Source organism: Mesorhizobium sp. M0145 (genome assembly GCF_040322355.1).
Lineage (GTDB): Bacteria > Pseudomonadota > Alphaproteobacteria > Rhizobiales > Rhizobiaceae > Mesorhizobium.
The window spans coordinates 48,298-68,259 of the sequence record NZ_JAMYTK010000028.1 but is presented as its reverse complement, the minus strand read 5'-3'; the positions used below and the strand labels follow the sequence as shown (position 1 = coordinate 68,259).

Below are 19,962 nucleotides of genomic sequence, written 5' to 3'. Positions count from 1 at the left end.
TCCAACCCCGCAAGCCAAACCTGCTACCCAACCAAAACTCCCTTGACACCTCTCCGAAGCAGATGTGTGCGCACGCTAGCCCACAGGGGGAGAAGGGAAGAGCGCGCGATTACCGCCAAGGCTGCAAACTGTCATCGCGGACGTAAGCGATGATGGTGTCGCAGACTGCGTTCAGATCCCGCAGCACGTCGTCATTCCAGAAACGCAGTACACGAAAGCCCCTCGCCTTAAGTTCGGCGTCCCGCTCCCGGTCATAGTTCGAATCCGCATGCTGGCTGCCGTCGATCTCGATGATCAGTCTGGCCTCGGCGCAAATGAAATCGGCGATGAACTTGCCGACCGGAACCTGGCGCCGAAATTTGATGCGATCGAGCCTACGTCCGCGCAGTTCGTGCCACAGGCGGTCCCCCGCTTCCGTCGGCTCGCGTCGCATTGAGCGGGCGAAGCGACGTTTGGTGGGCGCAACGGGCTGATGCGGCATGGGGCGACGTTATCCAATCCTGGGGACGACCTCCAAGGAATCCTCAGATAAGGGCCGACGTTCGAGACCAACCAAAGGGGATGGCGCGGCGCCTCCCCTTCTCCCCTTGTGGGAGAAGGTGGCCTCGCGAAGCGAGGTCGGATGAGGGGTGCTCCAGCTTGGCACCGGCGGCGCTCCGTCCAACACCCCTCAACAGTCTCGGCGCTCCGCGCCGAGCCACCTTCTCCCACATGGGGAGAAGGAAGAAGCTGCCGCGCTACTCCGCCTCGGCCACCATCTGCCGGCCGCCCACCCAGTCGCGCCAGGCCCTCTCATCGCCGTGGAAGACGTTGAGGTCTATGCGGCCTCTTACGCCGTGCGACAGGCCGGAGCCGGAATATTGCCAGAACAGCCATTTGCGGTCGGGATAGACCTTTGACGGGTGCGCCGCCACGGCGCGCAGCCAGAACGGATAATCGAGGAAGGCGCCCCTGAGATTGTCACGGTAGAAGTCGGGCGCGGTGTAGATGATCGGCCGCTGGCCGTAGTGGCGCTCGAGCTTGTCCATGAACACCTGCATCTTTTCCAGCACCTTTTGCCGCGATGGGCGGCGCTTGCAGCTGGAGTCGCCGTTCCACTCGACGTCGATCACCGGCGGCAGCGCACCCTCGACCCGCGGCACGTTGCGGATGAACCAATCGGCCTGCTCGCCGGCGGTGCGGCACCAATAGAAGAAGTGATAGGCGCCGCGCTTGAGGCCGGCGGCGTCGGCACTGCGCCAGTTTCTGGTGAACATCGGGTCGAGATGGTCGCCCCCGTCGGTGGCCTTGATGTAGGCGAAATTGGCGCCCTGGGCACGCAGCTTTCCCCAGTTCACATTGCCCTGCCAGCGCGAAACGTCGACGCCGTGGACGGCGAGACGCCTCGGCGAGGATGCCTTGCCGAAATTGATCGGCTTGGCATCGCGAAAACCATAGCGCGTGACCGGTTCGGCAAGCATTGCTGGTGCCGCGCGTGTCAGCCGCTTCGGCGGCGACATCAGCGCGATCACCTCGGCCGGCGGTTCGACGTCCTGATCGGGTACGTCCATCGCGACCGGCTGTTCGTCCTGCTCCTGTTCGGCAAAAGCGGGCGCAGCATCGATTTTCGCCGCAGAGGCGATCGGCGCGGGCGGTCGCACAACCGAGCTGGTGGTCTCGCTGGACGGCACTTGCAGTGCATCGACGCCGGAGGTCGACGTGCAGCCGGCAAGGCACAGCGCTGCGATCGAAAAGATGACGACGCCTGATAACCGCATCTGGACCTGTACGCAAAACACAACAGACCGAAGGCAGGACAACGCCGCCGGACAAACCAAGCTGGATTCCTAACAAGAAACTACCAACAAAGTTTGAATCGAATTGTTAGGGCTTTGCGGCGGGACGTTGGCCGGGCGGAGGTGCGCTGTCCCTCCAATGTTCGGCCACGTCGCTGCCTCGGCTTGACAACGCACGGCATGAGATTAGTCTCCACTAATCTTACGGTGTAAGGCACCACGTGGAGGACGTCATGCAGCCCGCCGCCCTGTCAGAATTGCAGCCCGTAGTCCCGCCGGAGCCATGCTCGCCCGCCATCGGGGTCGACGAGATACCTCGCAACCTCAGCCGCGCCATCGAACGCGCCGAGGTCAATGCGTGGCTCGATCTCTATCGCGCCGCCCCGGCAGACTTTGCCGCAAAGCAAGGCCTTGCCATCGCCGAAGATGGCGATCTCGTCTGGACCACCTGCACGACGATCCCGTTCATCCATTTCAACTGTGTCAAAAATTTCGGCGTCGAGAGCGCGGCCACCGAGAGCCGGCTCGACGCACTTCTGGCGCATTATCGCGACGCCGGCATTCTGCGGCCCTGGTTCTACACCAATCCACACACCGAGCCCGCGACGCTCAGCTGCTGGCTCGAGGCGCGCGGCCTGCAACGTCAGGGCGGCTGGGAACGCATCTTTCGCGACGCGACGCCATTGCCCGCTGAGCCGCTTTTCCCGACGGAGGATGTCTCGGTCGAGCGGGTGACGCCGGCAACGGCAAGGGAATGGGCTGGGTTCATCGACAGCCAATATCGGTTGCCGACCTCACCGTGGTTGCTGGCGCTGGCCGGCCGGCGCGGCTGGCATCATTACATGCTGCGGCGGGAAGACGCGGTGGCGGCGGTGCGCTCGATGTTCATCGGCGCCGACGGCATGGCCTGGAGCGGCATCGACGCGCCGGTGCCCGGCATCATGGCGCCGAGCTTCGACCTCGATGCAATGCTCGGCGAAGCGATGGTGCGCGACGGACTTGCGGCCGGTGCAAAACTGTTCGTGGCCGATATCGAGGCGCCGCGAGCCGAACGTGAGGGGCCAGCCTACCGCAACTATGCACGCCTCGGCTTCAAGCTTGCCTATTTCCGCAGCCATTACAGCTATTTGCCGGCAAATTCCGGCTGACCGCTTCAAGACCCTAGCTGCACAACCACAGCTTGTGACAGGTCGTGGCCATGAGGTGGGCCGGCGGTACAAAGCGATCGTTGACCGGCGCATCATCGTCTACCCGGCGGACCTTTTCTTCGAGCAACGTGCGAAGTTGTGCCGGTTGCACGCGGTCGCGCTCCATTACCAGCTTGATCATCGGATCGCTCAAGAGTTCATCCAGGGTGTTGATGCTGTCGTTCATCCGTCGCCTCCTCGACTGCCTGCCCGCATGCCAATAGATAGGCAGCAATGATGGCCCGCCAATGACGCTTTGCCGGCTATCTCGTGTCGCTTTGGATTAAATTTTGTCCAGATTTCACCTCAAGCCGGAGGTGGCGCGCCTTCATATTGCGGCAGGCCGTCATCGATCTGCACCCAGGGCTGCTTCGAGGCGGTCCAGATATGCATCTCAGGCCTGAACACCGAGGGATCATCGAGGGAGCCGGTGGTGATGCCGATGATGCCGGCGGAATCGCGTCGGGAAAACATCGTCGTGCCGCAGCGGGGACAAAAGCCGCGCTTGAGATCGGGCGAGGAATTCACCGTCGCCAGCGGTCCGTCGACCGTCACATCGTCGATGCGGAACAGCACGCGCGCGTTAAAGGCGGCACCCAGCGCCTTCTGGCACAACCGGCAATGGCAGACGCGCTCATTGATCGGTGCCGCCTCGGCGCGGTAGCGCACCGCGCCGCACAAACACCCGCCCTGATATCTTGCCATCACCCGCGTCCCTGCCCTGTGAGGATAGGCGGCATACCTATCGATAGGCGTGGCAGCGTCAATTGAAAAGCTTTGATGGCGCCATCTATAGCTGTGATGCGGCCGATCCACGATTGGCCGATGCGCCGGGCCAAGGCCCCATGGGCGAAATGCCGGCCATCTCGCGGAAGACGGCCGGCAGACAATTGACTGGGCGTCAGTTCGTTTCGTTGACGACCTCGTCCCAGGTCTTGACCTTGGTCTGGCCATTGAGGAACGGCAGCGCGGCAGCTGTCAGTTCCGGCGCGAAGAACACGTCGTAGTGGGTGCGGTTCGGCAGGATCGCCAGGCGGTTCTGCGACAGGTTCTCGCGCATCCAGCCGGCGTCCTTCAACCCGCCGCCGAGCATCTGATAGAACTTGATCTCGTGCTCGGGCCGGTACATATCGCTGTCGCCGAACACCAGCATCACCGGCATTTTCAGCTTCGGCACGTCGGCCGAATAGTCGTAGTCCTTGCGCATATAGGCGCCGAGCTGGTCGAGCAGTTTCGGAAAATCCTCCGGATGCGGCGCAACCGCGACGTAGGACTTGTACATCGGCGTGTCCTTCATCATGTCGGCCATCGCCGCGCCGACTTGTGCCTGCTGGCCACGCATTTCGGCGTAGAAGCCGTCCGCGGCGTAGCCGGTCGAGACCAGCACCAGGCGGCGCACCGCTTCAGGCTGCTGGACGGCCATGCGGAAGGCGACGCCGCCACCCAGCGAATAACCCATCACGTCGACCTTGTCGTAGCCGAGTGCCTTGACGATTGCCGCCATGTCGTCGCCCATCGCCTCCAGGCTGAGCGGCCGGTCGCCGAGCGCGGTGCGGCCATGGCCCTGCAGGTCGACCCCGATGACGGTGCGGTTCTCGGTAAGCTTCGGCAGGATCGGCGCGAACATGTCGGTCGTGCCGAGACCGCCATGCAGCAGAAGCAGCGGCTCGCCCTTGCCATAGACGGCGTAATAATAGTTCAGGCCGTTGATCGGCAGCAGGCCGGATTTTTCCGGCGTCGGCAGTGTTGCGGTTGCGGTCGTCATGGCGGGCTTGGCCTCCTCTGCGTTGATGGTGCCCGGCGCGGCAAATAGCGCGGCGGCCGAGGCGAAAATGGCGAAAAATACCGATCTGGACATCAGTCTCCCTCTCTCGTTTGCATCAAAGTCGGTTTGCGACCTCCTCAAGCTGTTCGGCGCACTGGCTCCAGCCCTCGTGAAAACCCATTTTCTCGTGCTGTTCGCGGTCGGCGACCGACCAATGCGCGACGCGGGCAATGTAGCGGGTCTTGCCCTCGCCCTCGTCCTCGAAGGTCAGCACGACCGTCATGAACGGCTTTTCGGACGGCTCCCACGCCTTCGTATAGGCATCGGTGAAGACGAGCTTTTTGCCCGGTACGACTTCGAGGAAGATGCCTGGATTCGGGAACTCCTTGCCGTCGGGATCGGCCATGACGACAAGGGTGGAGCCACCGGTCCGCACATCCATTTCGGCGCGCGGCGTCATCCACGGCTTCGGCGAGAACCATTGCGTCAACAGCTTTGGCTCGGTCCAGCAGCGATAGACGTTCTCGTGCGGCGCATCGATGATGCGGGCGAGAACCAGCTCGCGATCGGAGTTGGGGGCGATGTCGAGCTTGGTGGTCATGATGTTTCCTCACATGTCGGTTTTGGCTTCCGTGTCTAGGACGAACCGACAAGACGCAAGCCGACACGGTCCGCGAAAAAATCCGCGGGACAGGAGATTCGAACGACGGAAATAAGTGGCTTCAGTGGCGCTTGGCTTGCACCAGATAGGCGTCGATCTCGGTCTCGCCGAGCCACTTGGCCGCTTCCAGCCGATGCAACCCTTCGACCAGGATATGGCGCTTGCCGTCATGGCGCACTTGGATCGGCATCTTCATGCCGTTTTCCAGAATGTCCTCGGCCAGATGGCGGACGGTCTCGGGATGCAACGTCTTCTTGCGCGCCGTCGGCACGTAGATATCGTTGACCCTGACCTTTTGCACTCTCAGCATATCGGCTCCCGTGGCGGACAACGCCGCCCTTTGTGAGATAGTCTGTTTGTCAGGCAAGGCCAAGGGAGCAGCCCGGCAATGGCTGGCCCGATCGTTTCCAATTGACGCTTGGCCGGCGGATGGCCGAAATGGCGGCCTTCGACCTTAGCGGTGTCCATGAACCATCCGCCGACCGAGTTTCCCGATTTCGGACTGACGCCGGAGCAGCGACGCCAGGCGGTGCGCAGCCATTACTGGGAATGGCCCGGTATGGATGGCAGGCGCGGCGAAATCTGGTGCTACAGCGACCGTTTTTCCTATCGCCCCGGCGAGATGGTGGCGCTGCATGTCAGTTCGACGGCCGCCGGTTTCGGCATCGCAATCATCCGCGACGGCGGCGCGGAAACGACAATGTTCGAAAGGACCGGGATTGCGGCGCGCTGGCAAGATACGCCGGATCAATGTTCGGTCGAAGGCTGCGGCTGGCAAGCGTCGTTCGAGTTTCGCATCGGCGACGACTGGCCATCCGGCGCCTATCGCGTCACGCTTGAAGCGGACGGTCGCGACGGCAAGCCGATCCGCTGTCATCACCTTTTCATCGTCTCGCCGCAGCCCGGCAAGAAACCCGGCCGCGTGCTGCAGGTGGCTGCCACCAGCACCTGGCTCGCCTACAATACATGGGGCGGTTCCAACCATTACGAAGGCATCACCGGGCCAGGCCGGGACCAATATGCACGAATGGTGTCGACCCAACGGCCGTGGTGCCGCGGCTTCGTCGTGCTGCCCAGGGACGCGCCGCGCGTGCCGCTCGAAGTCGCCGTGCCGCCGAAAACCGTGCCGCGCTATCCGCATATGGAATGGGCCTTTGCTACCGGCCATTCGAAGAAATACGCCTCGTCCGGCTGGGCAAGCTACGACAGCCATTTCTTCCGCTTCGCCGAGCGTGCCGGCTACGCCGTCGATCTCGCCAGCCAGCACGATCTGCATTTTTCGCCCGACATTCTCGACGGCTATGACTGCGTCGTCTTGGTCGGCCACGACGAATATTGGACCTGGGAAATGCGCGATGCGGTCGACACCTATGTCGAGCGCGGCGGTCATGCGGCGCGCTTTGCCGGCAATTTCATGTGGCAGACCAGGCTGGAGGACGAAGGCCGCCGGCAGGTCTGTTACAAATACCGCGCTCGCGCCGAGGACCCGGCCTATCGCGGCGGCGATATAAGGCGCGCCACCAATTCCTGGGAAGCGCCGGAAATCGGCCGGCCGGGTGCGGCGACCTTCGGCCTCAACGCGACAAGAGGCGTCTATGCCGGCTGGGGCGGCTGCGCGCCGCGCGGCGTACGCGGCTTTCCGGTCTACCGGCCGGAGCATTGGGCGTTTGCCGGCACCGGCATCTACTATGGCGATCTGCTCGGCGCCGACAGCCATGTCTATGGCTACGAGGTCGACGGGCTCGATTTCGAGATCCGCGGCGGCCTGCCCTACCCCAAGCCCGACAGCGGTGCACCGGACGGGCTGCAAGTGCTGGCCGTCGGCATGGCGAGCCAGGTCGAGGAAAGCGCCGACATTGCGTTCGACGACCAGTTTCTCGGCGACGAGGACGGACGCTTCACCGCCGAGGCGCTGTTCGGCGAGGCAAGCGATGCCAACCTCGACAAGGTCAAACGCGGCAACGGCATGATCGTCAATTTCCCGCGCGGCAAAGGCGAGGTGTTTCACGCCGGAAGCTGCGAATGGGTTGCTGGCCTGCTAAGGCAGGATGCGATGGTCGAGCGCGTCACCAGAAATGTCCTCGACCGCTATCTTGGAAAGCCATGACATGTTGAAGTCTCCTGCCCCGGAAACTCGCGAAGCCTCGCATCTGTTTTATCTATCCAGCCTGCGCCGGCCGCTGATCGACCGCGCCGAAGGCATCTACATGTGGACGCAGGATGGCCGCCGCTTCATCGACGGATCGAGCGGTCCGATGGTTGCCAATATCGGCCACTCCAATCGCAACGTGCTCGACGCGATGAAAAGGCAGATGGACCGCGCCACCTTCGCCTACCGCCTGCATTTCGAGAACGAACCGGCCGAGGAGCTCGCGCGGCAGCTGGCCGCCAAACTCCCTGAAGGCATGGACCGCATCTTCTTTGTCTCCGGCGGCTCGGAAGCGATCGAATCCTGCATCAAGCTGGCGCGGCAATGGGCGGTCGCCACCGGCCAGCCCAGCCGTTGGAAGGTGATCTCGCGCTTTCCCTCCTATCATGGCGGCACGCTCGGCGCGCTCGCCGTTACCGGCGACGATGCGCTGTCCGAAACATTTGTGCCGATGATGCAGATGATGCCGACCGTGCCGGCGCCCATCGCCTGGCGCGACCGCGACAATCTTTCGATGGAACAGCGCGGCATCCGCTACGCCGACATGCTGGAGGAAAAGATCCTCGCCGAGGGACCGCAGAGCGTGCTCGCCTTCATCATGGAGCCAGTCGGCGGCGCTGCCACGGCAGCACTGGTGGCGCCGGACAGCTACTATCCGCGCATCCGCGAGATCTGCGATCGCTACGGCATCTTGCTCATCCATGACGAAGTGATGAGCGGTGCCGGCCGCACCGGAAAATTCCTCGGCGGCGACCACTGGAACTGCAAGCCCGACATTGTCGCGCTGTCGAAGGGGCTGGGCTCTGGCTACGCGCCGCTCGGCGCGCTGGCGGCACCGATGCGGCTGGTGCAGCCTTTGCTCGCATCGGGCGGCTTTCAGCACGGCCATACCTACGCCGGCAACCCGCTCGCCTGCGCCGCCGGGCTCGCCGTACTCGGCGAAATGGACCGCCTCGGCCTGATCGCCAACGCGGCTGACATGGGCGAGCTTTTGATGGACGAGCTGAAGGGATTGGCGAAGCGGTTTCCGTTCATCGCCGACATCCGCGGCAAGGGCCTACTCACCGGTGCCGAAATGGTCGCCGACCCAGAAACGCTCAGGCCGATCGAGCCGGCAAAGAAGGCCACCCAGCATCTGCTCGACCTCGCCTATGAGCGCGGCCTGATCATCTACGGACGCAAGGTCAAGGGCGGTGTCGACGGCGACAATTTCATGGTCGCCCCGCCGATGATCGTCACCGCCGCGCAGATCGGCGAGATCGTATCCATCATCGGCGACTCGCTCGAGGTGCTGGCCAGCGAGCTCGACCTGCCGGTCGAAGGTTGAGGCGACCATGGCACCGCGCAAAGTCATTATCACCTGTGCCGTCACCGGGTCGGTGCACACGCCATCGATGTCGCCACATCTGCCAGTGACGCCGGACCAGATCGCCGCAGACGCGATCGCCGCCGCCGAGGCCGGCGCTTCGATCCTGCATCTTCATGCCCGCGACCCCAAGGATGGGCGGCCGACCGCCGACCCCGAGGTGTTCATGCAGTTCCTGCCGCGCATCAAGCAGGCGACCGATGCGGTGATCAACATCACCACCGGCGGATCGTCGCTGATGACGCTCGACCAGCGGCTGGCCGCGCCGCTCAGGGCCGAGCCGGAAATGTGTTCGCTCAATATGGGTTCGATGAATTTTGCGCTGTTCCCGATGCTCGAGCGGCCGCGAGAATGGCAGCACGAATGGGAGCCGAAGCTGCTCGAGGCTACCCGTGACACGATCTTCAAGAACACCTTTGCCGATATGGAGACGGTGCTGGAAAAGCTTGGGCGCGGCTGTGGCACGCGTTTCGAATTCGAGTGCTACGATGTCGGCCACCTCTATTCGCTTGCGCATTTCCGCGACCGCGGGCTGGTGTCGGGACCATTGTTCATCCAATTCGTGTTCGGCATATTGGGTGGTATCGGCGCCGATCCAGAAAACCTGGTCCACATGAAGCGCATCGCCGACAAACTGTTCGGCGAGAGCTACCGGTTTTCGGTGCTGGCCGCCGGACGCCACCAGATGCCGATGATCTCGATTGCGGCGGCAATGGGCGGCAACGTCCGCGTCGGGCTGGAGGACAGCCTCTACGACGGGCGCCAGCTCGCCAAGTCCAATGCCGACCACGTCCGCCGTATCCGCAGCGTGCTGGAAGGGCTGTCGCTGGACGTCGCGACGCCGGCCGAGGCACGCGCCATGCTGGCGCTCAAGGGCGGCGACCGGGTGGCGTTCTGAGAGGAAGGCAATCTGAAATGTTTGGCTCCCGGCCCACCCCCCTCTGTCCTGCCCTCTTTACCACTACTTGGCATCTCCCCCTCAAGGGGGGAGATTGGCAGCTTCGCCGTCCTGCCCCTTTTTCAGCGTTGGAGATTGGCGAACGCGGAGGTGATCCGATCTCCCCCCTTGAGGGGGAGATGCCAAGTAGTCGTAAAGAGGGCAGGCCAGAGGGGGGTGCCTTGGCATCGTACCTCCAGTGACTGTCGCTTTGCCCGAGATCAACATCCGGCCCGGGACCGTCGAGGACGTCGAAACCATCCACGCCGCACTCCTACGGCTCGGCGCGCATGTCGGCGCACATCAGGAGATCACCTCGACAGCTCAGGATCTCCGCACCTATGGCTTTGGCGAAAAGCCTGCCTTCTCGACCTTGATCGCCGAAGTCGGTGGCGAATTTGCCGGGCTTTGCCTGTATTTTCCGATCTTCTCGACATGGATGGGACGGCCCGGCGTCTATGTGCAGGACCTCTATGTCGAGGACCGTTTTCGTGGCCGCAGGATCGGCGAGCGCCTGCTGCGCCGGGTGGCGGCGCAGTGCCGGAAGGCAGGCGGCGTCTATCTCAGGCTGTCCGTCGACACCGACAACAAGACCGCCAAGGCTTTTTACGAACGGTTAGGCATTGGCTGGTCGAGCTACGAGCAGGTGCAGAAGATCGTCGGCGACGCCTTTTTCGCCTTTGCCGATGCACCGGAGGAGCCAACATGAAAGCCTTCTATGCCGAAGAACAGAAGCGCCACGACCCGAAGGCGTTCCTCTCAAGCGGCGCGCCGCAGCCCAATCCGGAAAAGCCGGAACGGGTCGAGCGATTGTTAGCCGGCACCAAGGCTGCCGGCTGCACGATCGAACGGCCGCGGGATCACGAGCTCGGCCCGATTGCGGCGGTGCATACGCCGGAATATCTCGATTTTCTCCAGCATATCTTCGCGCGCTGGCAGCGCATCGAGGGCGCCTCGGCCGAGGTCATCCCCAATATTCATCCGATCGCGCGGAACGGCTCCTATCCGGCCTCGGCGGTCGGCCAGGCCGGCTACCACATGGCCGACACCGCCTGCCCGATCTCCAGCGAGACGTGGCAGAGCGCGCTTTGGAGCGCCTGGAGCGCGGTTGAAACCGCCGAGGCGGTGATGTCGGGAGCGCCGGCCGCCTATGCGCTGTGCCGGCCGCCCGGCCATCACGCCTTTGCCGATGTCGCCGGCGGCTTCTGCTTCATCAACAATTCGGCGGTCGCTGCACAGGTTCTGCGCAAGCAGGCTGCGCGGGTGGCGATCCTCGATGTCGACCTGCACCACGGCAACGGCACGCAAGGCATCTTCTATGCCCGGCCGGACGTGCTCACCGTGTCGCTGCATGCCGACCCGGTGCGCTTCTACCCGTTTTTCTGGGGCTATGGCGACGAGCGCGGCGAAGGCGCCGGCCTCGGCTACAATCTCAACCTGCCGCTGCCGCGCAAATCCGGCGATGCAGCGTTCCTCGAAGCGCTGGAGGCATCGTTCCAGCGCATCAACGCCTTCTCGCCCGATGCGCTTGTGGTGGCGCTGGGGCTAGATGCCTTCGAAGGCGATCCGTTCGGCGGGCTGTCGGTGAGCACGCCTGGTTTTTCGCGCATTGGCGAGGTGATCGCCGGGCTCGGCCTGCCAACGGTCATCGTCCAGGAAGGCGGCTATCTCTGCGACGAGCTCGGCGACAATCTCACCGCCTTCCTCACCGGTTTTGGCGGCGCCCACAAGCGATGATCCGCCCGCGAGGGCCGCTCAGGATCGTTCCTGCCTCAGCATGGCGACAACGCGGTGCACGCTCTCCAGCGTCTCGTCGATTTCGGCTGAAGTGTTGTAATGAGCGATGCCGATGCGCACCACCCCCTGCTCGGCCGGAATGCCGAGCTGGTGGACGATCTCCCAGGCGTAGTTGTGGCCGGACCACAGGAAGATGTTTTCGGCATTCATCTGCCGCACGATCGTCTCCGGCACGATGCCTTCGACAGTGAACGACACCGTCGGCACACGCTCATTGATCCGCTTCGGATCGGTGATGCCGTGGATGGTCAGGCCGGCAATATCCGACAGACCGTCGATCAGCTGTTGCGCCAGCGGGTTCTCGTAAGCGATTGAAACTTCGAAGGCCTTGGCGATTTTCAGCCGACGCGATCCTTGCGCGCCGGCTGCCGCGCCCAACTCGGCAAAATAATCGACAGCCGCCGACAGGCCGGCCATCAATTCAATTTGCGGCGTGCCGAGCTCGAAGCGCTCCGGCAAGGCATTGGACGAGCAACGGCATTTATACGGCTTAAGCGCATCGATAACGTCCAGCCTGCCCCACAAAATTCCCATATGAGGGCCGAAGAACTTGTAAGCCGAGCAGATCAGGAAATCGCAGCCGAGGTTTTGGACGTCGATCAGGCCATGCGGCGCGAACTGGACGGCATCGACGTAGACCAACGCACCAGCCCGCCTGGCGATGCCGGTCAACGCCTTCACCCGGTTGATCGACCCGGTGAGATTGCTGGCGTAGTTGAGCGCGACGAGCCGCGTCCTCTCGGAAAGCAGCGCGGCGAGCGCCGCCTCCTCGATCTGCCAGCTCTGCTGGTCGAAAGGCAGCCAGCGCACGACAAGGCCAAGGTCTTCGGCCAGTTGCAGCCAGGGTGAGACGTTGCCCTCATGGTCCATGCGGGTGAGGATGATCTCGTCCCCGGGCTTCATCGTGCGGCCGAGCGTTCGCGACATGTGGTAGGTCAATGTCGTCATGTTGGCACCGATGATAATTTCCTGCGGGCTCGCAGCGCCGAGAAAATCCGCCATCGCCAGATGGGCCTCGTCCCCGATGTCTTGTGCTGCAACGGTGGTCTCGAAGAAGCCGCCGAGGTTGGCATTCGTGGTCAGCAAGCAACGCGATACTGCGTCCCCCACCGACTGCGGCACCTGCGTGCCGGCAGGATTGTCGAGATAGATGCGCCGGCGGCCCTTGTCGGTCAGCGACAAGGCCGGAAATTTCGCGCGCACCGCGTCGCTCCGGAAGTCCATGGCTGTTCCCCTCTCCTTATGACGATCGGACAACCGCGTCCCGACGCATCAAGGGCACGGATTGCCGACGCGCTGGTGGATCGCATCAACGGCTTTCTGCATGTCCTCGGTCCAGACCACGTCGGCGGAAGAGAGCGCCATTTCGAGTTGCGAAATGGTGGTGGCGCCGATGATGTTCGAGGTGACCAAGGGCCGGTTCGAGACATAGGCATTGGCAAAAAGCGCCGGCTCCATGCCGAAGGTGCGCGCCAACCGGTTGTATTCGAGCTGCACGTCGGCAGCATTGGGAGTCTCGTAGCGCTGGCCGCGGTTGAACAACTGCGAGCGCGAGCCCTGCGGCCGCGCGCCATGATCGTATTTGCCGGTCAAATAGCCTTGCGCCAGCGGCGAATAGGCAAGCAGCGACACCTGCTCGCGCTCGCAGACTTCGGCAAGGTTCACCTCGAAGGTGCGATTGACGAAATTGTAGGCGTTCTGCAGCGAGGCGACGCGCGGGCCGAGGCCCTTGTCGGCTTCGGCGATGAAACGCATGACTCCCCAGGAATTCTCGTTCGACAGGCCGAAATGGCGGATCTTGCCGGCCTTCACCAGTTCATCGAATACGGCAAGCGTCTCGGCGATCGGCGTCTCGCGTTCCGGCACGCCGGCGGCATCGGAGCGTCGCGGTACGGCGCCGATGCGGTTCGGATTGGCGCCCCACGGCACGTCGCGTTCCGGCCAATGGATCTGATAGAGGTCGATGTAATCGGTGTTGAGCCTGGCGAGTGACTTATCGATAGCGTCGAAGATATCGGCGCGCACCAGCTTAGACGGGCGGTCGCCGCGAAACCAACTGTTGGCGGTGCGACCAACTACCTTCGAGGCGATGATCACCTGGTCGCGATTGCGCTTCTCCTTCATCCAATTGCCGATGATTGTCTCGGTACGGCCTTGTGTCTCCGCCTTGGGCGGGATCGGATAGAGTTCGGCGGTGTCGATGAAATTGACGCCGCGAGCAAACGCCAGATCCATCTGGGCGTGACCGTCCGCCTCGGTGTTCTGCTGGCCCCAGGTCATCGATCCGAGGCAGATTTGCGACACGAAAAGATCGGTCTGGCCGAGACGGCGTTTGTGCATGGAGTTTCTCCGGTGGGAATTTTTGCGCGGCTGCGCGAGGAGGAAACAACAGCATACAGGAAAGCGCCGCCCGCTTCCAAGCCCACCGCCGGCAGGCCAGGCGACTTTCCCAGGACGCCGGCGAACGGGGTTTATCCCCGCGGCCAATAAAAAGCCGGACCGCATTTTCACGCAGTCCGGAATTTCGCCAGGAATGGCGAAGAAAAACCGGCCAAGTGCCGGCACTGACTCCTACGGTCGAAGCGCCACAGAAGTTTCGCCGGAACAGCCGAATTATGTCAAAAAAGATCGGGGCAGCATGGCTGCCATGCGGATGCTGCACTGCACAATTGTCATGATCTGCCTATATTGGAGGCCGTGGAGGTTCAATAAAGGGGCTTGAATCATGGGATTCTTAACTGAAATGTTCGCCCGTCCGCGTCCGCGGGAACAGCTGCGTTATCGCGCGGCACTGGCGCTACTCCATTCGATGAGCAATGCCGATCGCACCGATATCGGCGTCAAGCCGGCCGATTTCCCGCGCATCGCCCGGGAAATGTCCCTACGCTAAACAGCGCGCCGTGAGATATCTCGCCGCAGCGGGATATCTCGCGAGCGGATCTCAACGCAATCCGAGGAAGATCGACTTGCCCAATGGCACGCCGTTGTGGCGCAGGATGTCGTAGGCGGTGGTCAGGTGGAAATAGAAATTGGGCATGGCGGCGTGCAACAGATACTGCATCCCCGGCATCGAAACCTCTCGTCCCGCAAGCCTCAGTTCGACCACCCTGTAATCTGAACCGTCGAATTCGGCCGCCGAAAATGTCGCGAGATAGTCGAGCGTCTTGGTGAGGCGTGCCTGCAGATCGGCGAAGCTCGCCTCATTGTCCTCGTATTTTGGCACCTCGCGGCCGGCAAGCCGTGACGGCGCGCCCTTGGCGTGATCGGTGGCGATCTGCACCTGCCTGGTCAGCGCAAACATATCCGGCGCCAGCCTCGCCGTCAGATACACCTGCGGATCGATCTTGCGATCAGCCGCATTTTGCTCGGCAATGTTCAGCACATTGGCTAGTGCCTTCAGCCTCGCCGAAAATACCGGCACGGATGCTTCATACATTGATATGGTCACAAGAAATCTCCACGCGGCCCGACTGCCCACGGCGAGAGGTAGCGCTTTCGCAGGCGATTGTTCAAGCGTCACCACGCCGCCGCAATCGATATGATAGGATTTTTCATCGAGTGGAGGTTCCCGATGAGACGCGCACTTTTTGCAGCGACCGCTTCTGTCTCTCTTGCCATTGCCGGCCAATCGGCGCTCGCCGCAGACGCGCCTTATATCGACGACAGGTCGAATGCCGAAGCGGTCATCCGGTCGCTTTATAGTGCCATCAGCCGGCACGAATTCGCGCGCGCCTGGGACTATTTCGGCGACACCAAGCCGGCCAAGGATTTCAATTCCTTCGTCAAAGGCTATGACGGCACGGACACGGTCGAAGTCAAAACCGGTGGCGTATCCGAAGACGGGGCTGCCGGCAGCATCTACTACAGCGTTCCGGTCGCCATCCGGGCGACGGCCAAGGACGGCAGCGAGAATGTCTTTGCCGGCTGCTATACGCTGCGCCAGATCAACGCCTCGATCCAGGAACCGCCATTTCGCGCAATCTTCATCGACAAGGGTGCGCTGAAACCCTCAAAGGCCGATTTCGAAGATGCCGTGCCGGCAAGCTGCGGCGAAGGACCGCCGCCGCCGAAGAAGGACGCAGCGCTTGAGCAGGCCAACAAGGCGTTTGCCGCGACTTATGGCGACCAGTGCGACAAGGACATGCCCGGCGGCGATCCGCGAGGAGAGCCGGACGCCTACTCGCTCCGCTACAAGGATGCGGGGGCGGCCGAAAACGAGCCCGAACGCGAGACACGGCTGTTTCGCTTTTTCTGCTCGATGGCCGCCTACAATGAGAGCGCAGTCTATTACATCTACGACGACGTATCGGGCGTCCGGCAATTACAATTCGCGTCACCGGAACTCGATATTCGCTATGAGAACAACAATAGCGAAGGCAAGGTCGAGGGCATCAACATCATCGGCTTCCAGACTGACGACCAGTTGGTCAACTCCGAATATGACGAGGCCACCAAAACGATTTCATCCTTGAACAAGTGGCGCGGCGTCGGCGACGCCTCGTCGGCCGGCACCTACCTGTTTCGCCACGGCAATTTCTCGCTGGTGCAGTATGAGGTCGATGCCTCTTATGACGGCGAGATCAACCCGCAGACCGTGCTCGACTACAACACCGCGCCCTAAGGGACCTTCGATAACATCCAGTTGAGTGTGCCCCGCCAGTCGGTCATGCGGATCGGCGTGCCATGTGTGCCGGTCTCGAAGCGGACAAAGCGGGTCGGGTAGGCTTTCGATTTGCCCAGAATCGATCGGAAGAAGGCTTCCTGTTTCTCGATTGGAAACACCGGGTCCTTGCTGCCCTGGCCGAAGAAGACCGGCACACGGCGCTTGAATGCGGAGCTTGAGAAGAAACTCTCGTCCCATAACGAGCCGAGCAGCAGCAGCCCGTCAATGCGCCCGCCGGAGTCCTTGCGGCCTGCCAGCTTCCAGCACAACGCGCCGCCCATAGAGCCGCAGGCGACGAAGATTTTTGCGCGCGGCGACTGTTCGGCATAGTGGCCGATCAATGCGGCGATCTGGGCGGCACCGGTGTCGCCGAAATCGGAAAAATCCGGCGACAGATAGAGGCCGCCATTACCGGCCATCAGGTTCTTGATGCGGTTGAAATTGCCGCCGAAAGTGAAATCGTCAGCACCCTGCTTACGGCTACCGCCCTGCCCGTGCAGATAGAGCACGATGATGCTGGCGCCCCCGGTCTTGCCGACGGCGATGTGGCGGACATCGCCGGCATCGGTCTTCAGCAACAAATCCTGCTGCACCTTGCGCACACCGGTATCGGTGTATTGCGCATGCACCCGGCGCTCAGGCACTTCGTCGCGGGCGTTGATATCGCGCAGCTCACGATAATCGATGACCGTATACGCGCCGCTGTTTTCGGATGAGAGCATGACCGGATAGGCGAAGAGATCGTCCTTGAAGGGTTTGAGTTCGAGAGCGTTGGCGTAAGTGGCACAAAAGAGCGACCAAAGAATCGCGATCAGAAGGGCCGGGAGGCCGGAGGGGGGTAAGCGGAACCGGAGGCAGGAACGAAAGGCCATCCCGCAGCCATGCGTTTTTCGGCTTCGGTTTGTCAATCCTGCAGCACGCCGCCGGCGCTTTCCAGCGCCTCGCGCGTGTCGACATCGACGGCTGCCCCTTCGCCGATCTCGACATCGATGACGTCGAGCCCTTCGGCCTCGACCAGATGGCGGGCACCGGTATCGCCTTCGAGGTGAGCGATCGCGGCGAACAGCGAGCGCGGCAGCAGCACCGGGTTGCCGCGCCGGCCATCATGAGCGGCGCGCACCACCGATCGCCCTTCGGACTTGCGGAACGCCTCGATCAGCCTGTCGAGGTCGGCCGAGGCGACGCCGGGCATATCGCCGAGGACAATCATGGCGCCGGCGGCGTCGCCGGAAATCTTGGCGATGCCGGCCTTCAGCGACGAAGACAGACCCTCGCCGAAATCCGGATTGTCGGCGAAGATCACATCGAGGCCAGACAGTGCATCGCGCACGCGCTCGCGCTGGTGGCCAGTGACGACGATGGTGGCCGCGGCTTTCGAACCGACCGCGCGTTCGGCAGTGCGACGGACCAGCGGCTTGCCGTCGAAGAGCGCCAAGAGCTTGTTCGGCCCGCCCATGCGGCTGGAGCGGCCGGCGGCCAGAAGCACGATCTCGACCTTTGGTTCGGCTTTGGCCGGCAATGGCTCGCGCGGCTGCGGCCGCGTCGGAATTTCCATCAACAGCCCGCCGACGCCCATGCCGGCAATATCCCTGGCGGTCACGTCGAGACCGGCGATCAGCCGGTCAAGCACCCGATCGAAGCCGTTCTCCTTGGGACTGCGGGCGCAGCCCGGCGCACCGATGATGCGCTTGCCGCCTAGAGTGCCTAGCACCAGTAGATTGCCGGGATCGACCGGCATGCCGGCGCGGATCAGAGTGCCGCCTGCCTTTTCGATGGCAGCGGGAACGACGTCGCCGAAATCGGCCATCGCCGAGGCGCCGAAGATAACCACCATATCGTTGTCGCGGATCAGCGAGGCCGCAGCGTCGGCGACGGGGATAATTTCATGCGGGGTTCGACGCTCCGCCGTCAGCCTGCCGCCCGAACGCGCCAGGCGCGCTTCGGTGACGCGCAGCGTCTTGTCGAGCACTCTGGGTTTGATGCCGGGCAGCACCGTCTGGATGACGCCGACGCGCACCGGCTGATAGGCGTTGACCGCAAATATCTCGCCGCCGGCGCAGATCCTTGCCACGGCATCGACCAAAGCGGAGGCGACCGCAAATGGGATGATCTTCACCGTTGCTACCATCTGACCTTTTTCGACCGGCGCATGCTGCGCCAGCGTGGCGATGGTGATCGTCGGATCGACGGCGTTGATGGCGTCGATCATCGCCGCGTCGACGGTGAACATGCCGGCAGCCTGCGCGTGGAGGTTGACCCTACCTGTCGCGGCGGGCCTCGCCTCGATGTTGCGATGGATCATGGATGCGGCGATCTTTTCGGCAGCGACGTCCTCGCTGAGATCATCGGGCGCCAACACCGCCGCTACGACCTCGGAAACGCCAGCGGCCTTCAACAGGGACACATCCCCGGCGCTTAGCCTGTGCGCCTTGCGGAAGCGGCGCTCTCCGACCGTGGTGGCGTGCGCAAGCACTGCCCCTTCGGCCGTATCGATCGCAACGGGACCAAATTTCACGCGACCGCGCCTTTGGATTCGAGACCACGGGAGCGAAAGGCGTGGATCGCTTGCGCCAACACCGCGACGGCGATCTCGGCCGGGCTGGCAGCCCCAATGTCGAGGCCGATCGGGGCATGAATGCGGGCGATCTGGTCGGCGGTCGCTCCCGAAGCCAGCAGGCGTTCCACACGTTTGGCGTGGGTCTTGCGGCTGCCGAGCGCGCCGACATAAAAGCAGCCGGCGTCGAGCGCCGCCTTCAGCGCGAAATCGTCGATCTTCGGATCATGAGTGAGGGCAGCCAGCGCCGTATAGCCGTCGAGCGGCTGGCGATTCAGCACATCCTCCGGCCATTCGGCATGTAGCGCGATATCGGGAAAGCGGTCGGACGTGGCAAACGCCGTGCGCGGGTCGATGATCTCTACGGGATAGCCGGCGATCCTGGCCATCGGTGCCAGCGCCTGGCTGATGTGGACGGCGCCGATCACTACCAGGCGCGGCTGCGGCAGATGTGCGTTGAGGAAGAAGGTCCGTCCCTCAGCTTCGACCGAACCGGAATTGCCCGTGCGAAATGCCTTGGCGACGGCCGCCCCGAGTTCGCCGGCAACCTGGTCGCTCTCGCGCACGATACGGTCGCGGCCGTCGCCAAGATCGGTTACCAAAATCGCCGCGCGGCGGGCACGACGTTCGGCGTTGAGTGTCTTCAGCGCGTAAGGATCCATCGAGAATCAGCCCAATCTTTCAACATAGACCTTGATGCGGCCGCCGCAGGACAGGCCGACTTGCCAGGCGGTCTCGTCTGCGACGCCGAATTCGAGCATTTTGGCCTTGCCGCTATCGATAACCTCGACCGCCTCGGTGACTACGGCGCCTTCGACGCAGCCGCCCGAGACGGAGCCGTGGAAATTGCCTTCGGCGTCGATGACCAGGTGGCTGCCGACCGGGCGCGGCGCCGAGCCCCAGGTCTCGACCACGGTGGCAATGGCGACATCCTTGCCGTCCTTCATCCAGCCCTCCGCGATGATCAGCGGGTCGCGAGCCTCATCGAGATAGATACTGTGTTCCATGATTTCTCCCTGGCAGACATGTGGTTATGCGACGCGCTTCACGCCAGCCTCGATCCACCGCCGCGGGTTGACCGAACGCATAAAAACAACACGGTCGCCAG

At 63.0% G+C, this 19,962-nt stretch carries 22 protein-coding genes; 8 read left to right on the top strand and 14 right to left on the bottom strand.

Features of this window, described 5'->3' with window-relative positions:
• Window positions 1-109: 109 nt before the first annotated feature.
• A complete protein-coding gene (locus tag NKJ28_RS28135) occupies window positions 110-481 on the bottom strand; it encodes an endonuclease domain-containing protein (protein WP_352637858.1) in 372 nt (123 codons plus the stop codon).
• 256 nt (window positions 482-737) lie between these two features.
• Window positions 738-1,757: a glycoside hydrolase family 25 protein gene (locus NKJ28_RS28130; protein WP_023674757.1), complete on the bottom strand. Its 1,020-nt coding sequence runs from the start codon at window positions 1,755-1,757 to the stop codon at window positions 738-740.
• Between the two features lie 251 nt (window positions 1,758-2,008).
• Between NKJ28_RS28130 and NKJ28_RS28125 the strand changes: the two genes are divergently transcribed.
• Window positions 2,009-2,923: a hypothetical protein gene (locus tag NKJ28_RS28125; RefSeq protein WP_352637857.1), complete on the top strand. Its 915-nt coding sequence runs from the start codon at window positions 2,009-2,011 to the stop codon at window positions 2,921-2,923.
• Between the two features lie 13 nt (window positions 2,924-2,936).
• Here the strand turns inward: NKJ28_RS28125 and NKJ28_RS28120 are convergent, their stop codons facing one another.
• The 5 genes from NKJ28_RS28120 to NKJ28_RS28100 form a co-directional block, all read right to left on the bottom strand.
• Window positions 2,937-3,149 (bottom strand): hypothetical protein, encoded by a 213-nt coding sequence (locus NKJ28_RS28120; RefSeq protein WP_023674755.1) that lies wholly within the window; start codon window positions 3,147-3,149, stop codon window positions 2,937-2,939.
• A gap of 119 nt (window positions 3,150-3,268) precedes the next feature.
• On the bottom strand, window positions 3,269-3,667 hold the full coding sequence (locus NKJ28_RS28115; protein ID WP_023674754.1) for a GFA family protein: 399 nt from the start codon (window positions 3,665-3,667) through the stop codon (window positions 3,269-3,271).
• 196 nt (window positions 3,668-3,863) lie between these two features.
• Entirely contained in the window at window positions 3,864-4,820 is a 957-nt protein-coding gene (locus NKJ28_RS28110) for an alpha/beta fold hydrolase (RefSeq protein ID WP_023674753.1), read from the bottom strand.
• Window positions 4,821-4,842: 22 nt separating this feature from the next.
• Window positions 4,843-5,328: an SRPBCC family protein gene (locus NKJ28_RS28105; RefSeq protein WP_352637855.1), complete on the bottom strand. Its 486-nt coding sequence runs from the start codon at window positions 5,326-5,328 to the stop codon at window positions 4,843-4,845.
• A gap of 121 nt (window positions 5,329-5,449) precedes the next feature.
• Complete coding sequence (locus tag NKJ28_RS28100) at window positions 5,450-5,698, bottom strand: ParB N-terminal domain-containing protein (protein ID WP_023674751.1); 249 nt, start codon at window positions 5,696-5,698, stop codon at window positions 5,450-5,452.
• Between the two features lie 156 nt (window positions 5,699-5,854).
• On the opposite strand from NKJ28_RS28100, the gene NKJ28_RS28095 reads away from it, so the two are divergent.
• From NKJ28_RS28095 to NKJ28_RS28075, 5 genes are all read left to right on the top strand, one after another.
• Window positions 5,855-7,495 (top strand): N,N-dimethylformamidase beta subunit family domain-containing protein, encoded by a 1,641-nt coding sequence (locus tag NKJ28_RS28095; protein WP_352637854.1) that lies wholly within the window; start codon window positions 5,855-5,857, stop codon window positions 7,493-7,495.
• A 1-nt stretch (window position 7,496) separates the two neighbouring features.
• Complete coding sequence (locus NKJ28_RS28090; protein ID WP_352637852.1) at window positions 7,497-8,864, top strand: aminotransferase family protein; 1,368 nt, start codon at window positions 7,497-7,499, stop codon at window positions 8,862-8,864.
• A 7-nt stretch (window positions 8,865-8,871) separates the two neighbouring features.
• Window positions 8,872-9,801, top strand: a complete 930-nt coding sequence (kce, locus tag NKJ28_RS28085) for a 3,5-dioxohexanoate:acetyl-CoA acetone transferase (protein ID WP_352457763.1) — start codon at window positions 8,872-8,874, stop codon at window positions 9,799-9,801.
• Window positions 9,802-10,039: 238 nt separating this feature from the next.
• Entirely contained in the window at window positions 10,040-10,549 is a 510-nt protein-coding gene (locus NKJ28_RS28080) for a GNAT family N-acetyltransferase (protein WP_352637851.1), read from the top strand.
• Window positions 10,546-11,577 (top strand): histone deacetylase family protein, encoded by a 1,032-nt coding sequence (locus NKJ28_RS28075; RefSeq protein WP_352623622.1) that lies wholly within the window; start codon window positions 10,546-10,548, stop codon window positions 11,575-11,577. The genes NKJ28_RS28080 and NKJ28_RS28075 overlap by 4 nt, the downstream gene beginning before the upstream one ends.
• 18 nt (window positions 11,578-11,595) lie before the next feature.
• On the opposite strand, the gene NKJ28_RS28070 is transcribed toward NKJ28_RS28075, so the two are convergent.
• On the bottom strand, window positions 11,596-12,861 hold the full coding sequence (locus NKJ28_RS28070) for a cysteine desulfurase-like protein (protein WP_352637850.1): 1,266 nt from the start codon (window positions 12,859-12,861) through the stop codon (window positions 11,596-11,598).
• Between the two features lie 48 nt (window positions 12,862-12,909).
• Window positions 12,910-13,977 carry an aldo/keto reductase gene (locus tag NKJ28_RS28065; protein ID WP_352637848.1) on the bottom strand — a complete coding sequence of 356 codons (1,068 nt, stop codon included), beginning with the start codon at window positions 13,975-13,977 and terminating at the stop codon, window positions 12,910-12,912.
• 385 nt (window positions 13,978-14,362) lie between these two features.
• Between NKJ28_RS28065 and NKJ28_RS28060 the strand changes: the two genes are divergently transcribed.
• Entirely contained in the window at window positions 14,363-14,527 is a 165-nt protein-coding gene (locus tag NKJ28_RS28060; RefSeq protein WP_352623628.1) for a hypothetical protein, read from the top strand.
• Window positions 14,528-14,578: 51 nt separating this feature from the next.
• Here the strand turns inward: NKJ28_RS28060 and NKJ28_RS28055 are convergent, their stop codons facing one another.
• Window positions 14,579-15,085, bottom strand: a complete 507-nt coding sequence (locus NKJ28_RS28055) for a DUF1993 domain-containing protein (protein ID WP_352623630.1) — start codon at window positions 15,083-15,085, stop codon at window positions 14,579-14,581.
• A 123-nt stretch (window positions 15,086-15,208) separates the two neighbouring features.
• Here NKJ28_RS28055 and NKJ28_RS28050 point away from each other — a divergent pair, with 123 nt between their 5' ends.
• Window positions 15,209-16,258, top strand: coding sequence for a DUF1176 domain-containing protein (locus NKJ28_RS28050; RefSeq protein ID WP_352637846.1), 1,050 nt, complete (start codon window positions 15,209-15,211; stop codon window positions 16,256-16,258).
• Here the strand turns inward: NKJ28_RS28050 and NKJ28_RS28045 are convergent.
• Genes NKJ28_RS28045 through NKJ28_RS28030 form a run of 4 tightly spaced genes read right to left on the bottom strand, consistent with a single transcriptional unit; the run spans window position 16,255 to window position 19,861 of the window.
• Window positions 16,255-17,172 carry an alpha/beta hydrolase gene (locus NKJ28_RS28045; protein WP_352637845.1) on the bottom strand — a complete coding sequence of 306 codons (918 nt, stop codon included), beginning with the start codon at window positions 17,170-17,172 and terminating at the stop codon, window positions 16,255-16,257. The two genes, NKJ28_RS28050 and NKJ28_RS28045, sit on opposite strands and share 4 nt — an antisense overlap.
• A gap of 32 nt (window positions 17,173-17,204) precedes the next feature.
• The gene (locus tag NKJ28_RS28040; protein ID WP_352637843.1) at window positions 17,205-18,815 is read right to left on the bottom strand and encodes an NTP transferase domain-containing protein; all 1,611 of its coding nucleotides are present in this window, start codon (window positions 18,813-18,815) and stop codon (window positions 17,205-17,207) included.
• On the bottom strand, window positions 18,812-19,516 hold the full coding sequence (locus NKJ28_RS28035) for an XdhC family protein (RefSeq protein WP_352637842.1): 705 nt from the start codon (window positions 19,514-19,516) through the stop codon (window positions 18,812-18,814). Before NKJ28_RS28035 ends, NKJ28_RS28040 begins: the two co-directional genes overlap by 4 nt.
• Window positions 19,517-19,522: 6 nt before the next feature.
• A complete protein-coding gene (locus NKJ28_RS28030) occupies window positions 19,523-19,861 on the bottom strand; it encodes an XdhC family protein (protein WP_352637841.1) in 339 nt (112 codons plus the stop codon).
• Window positions 19,862-19,962: the final 101 nt, after the last annotated feature.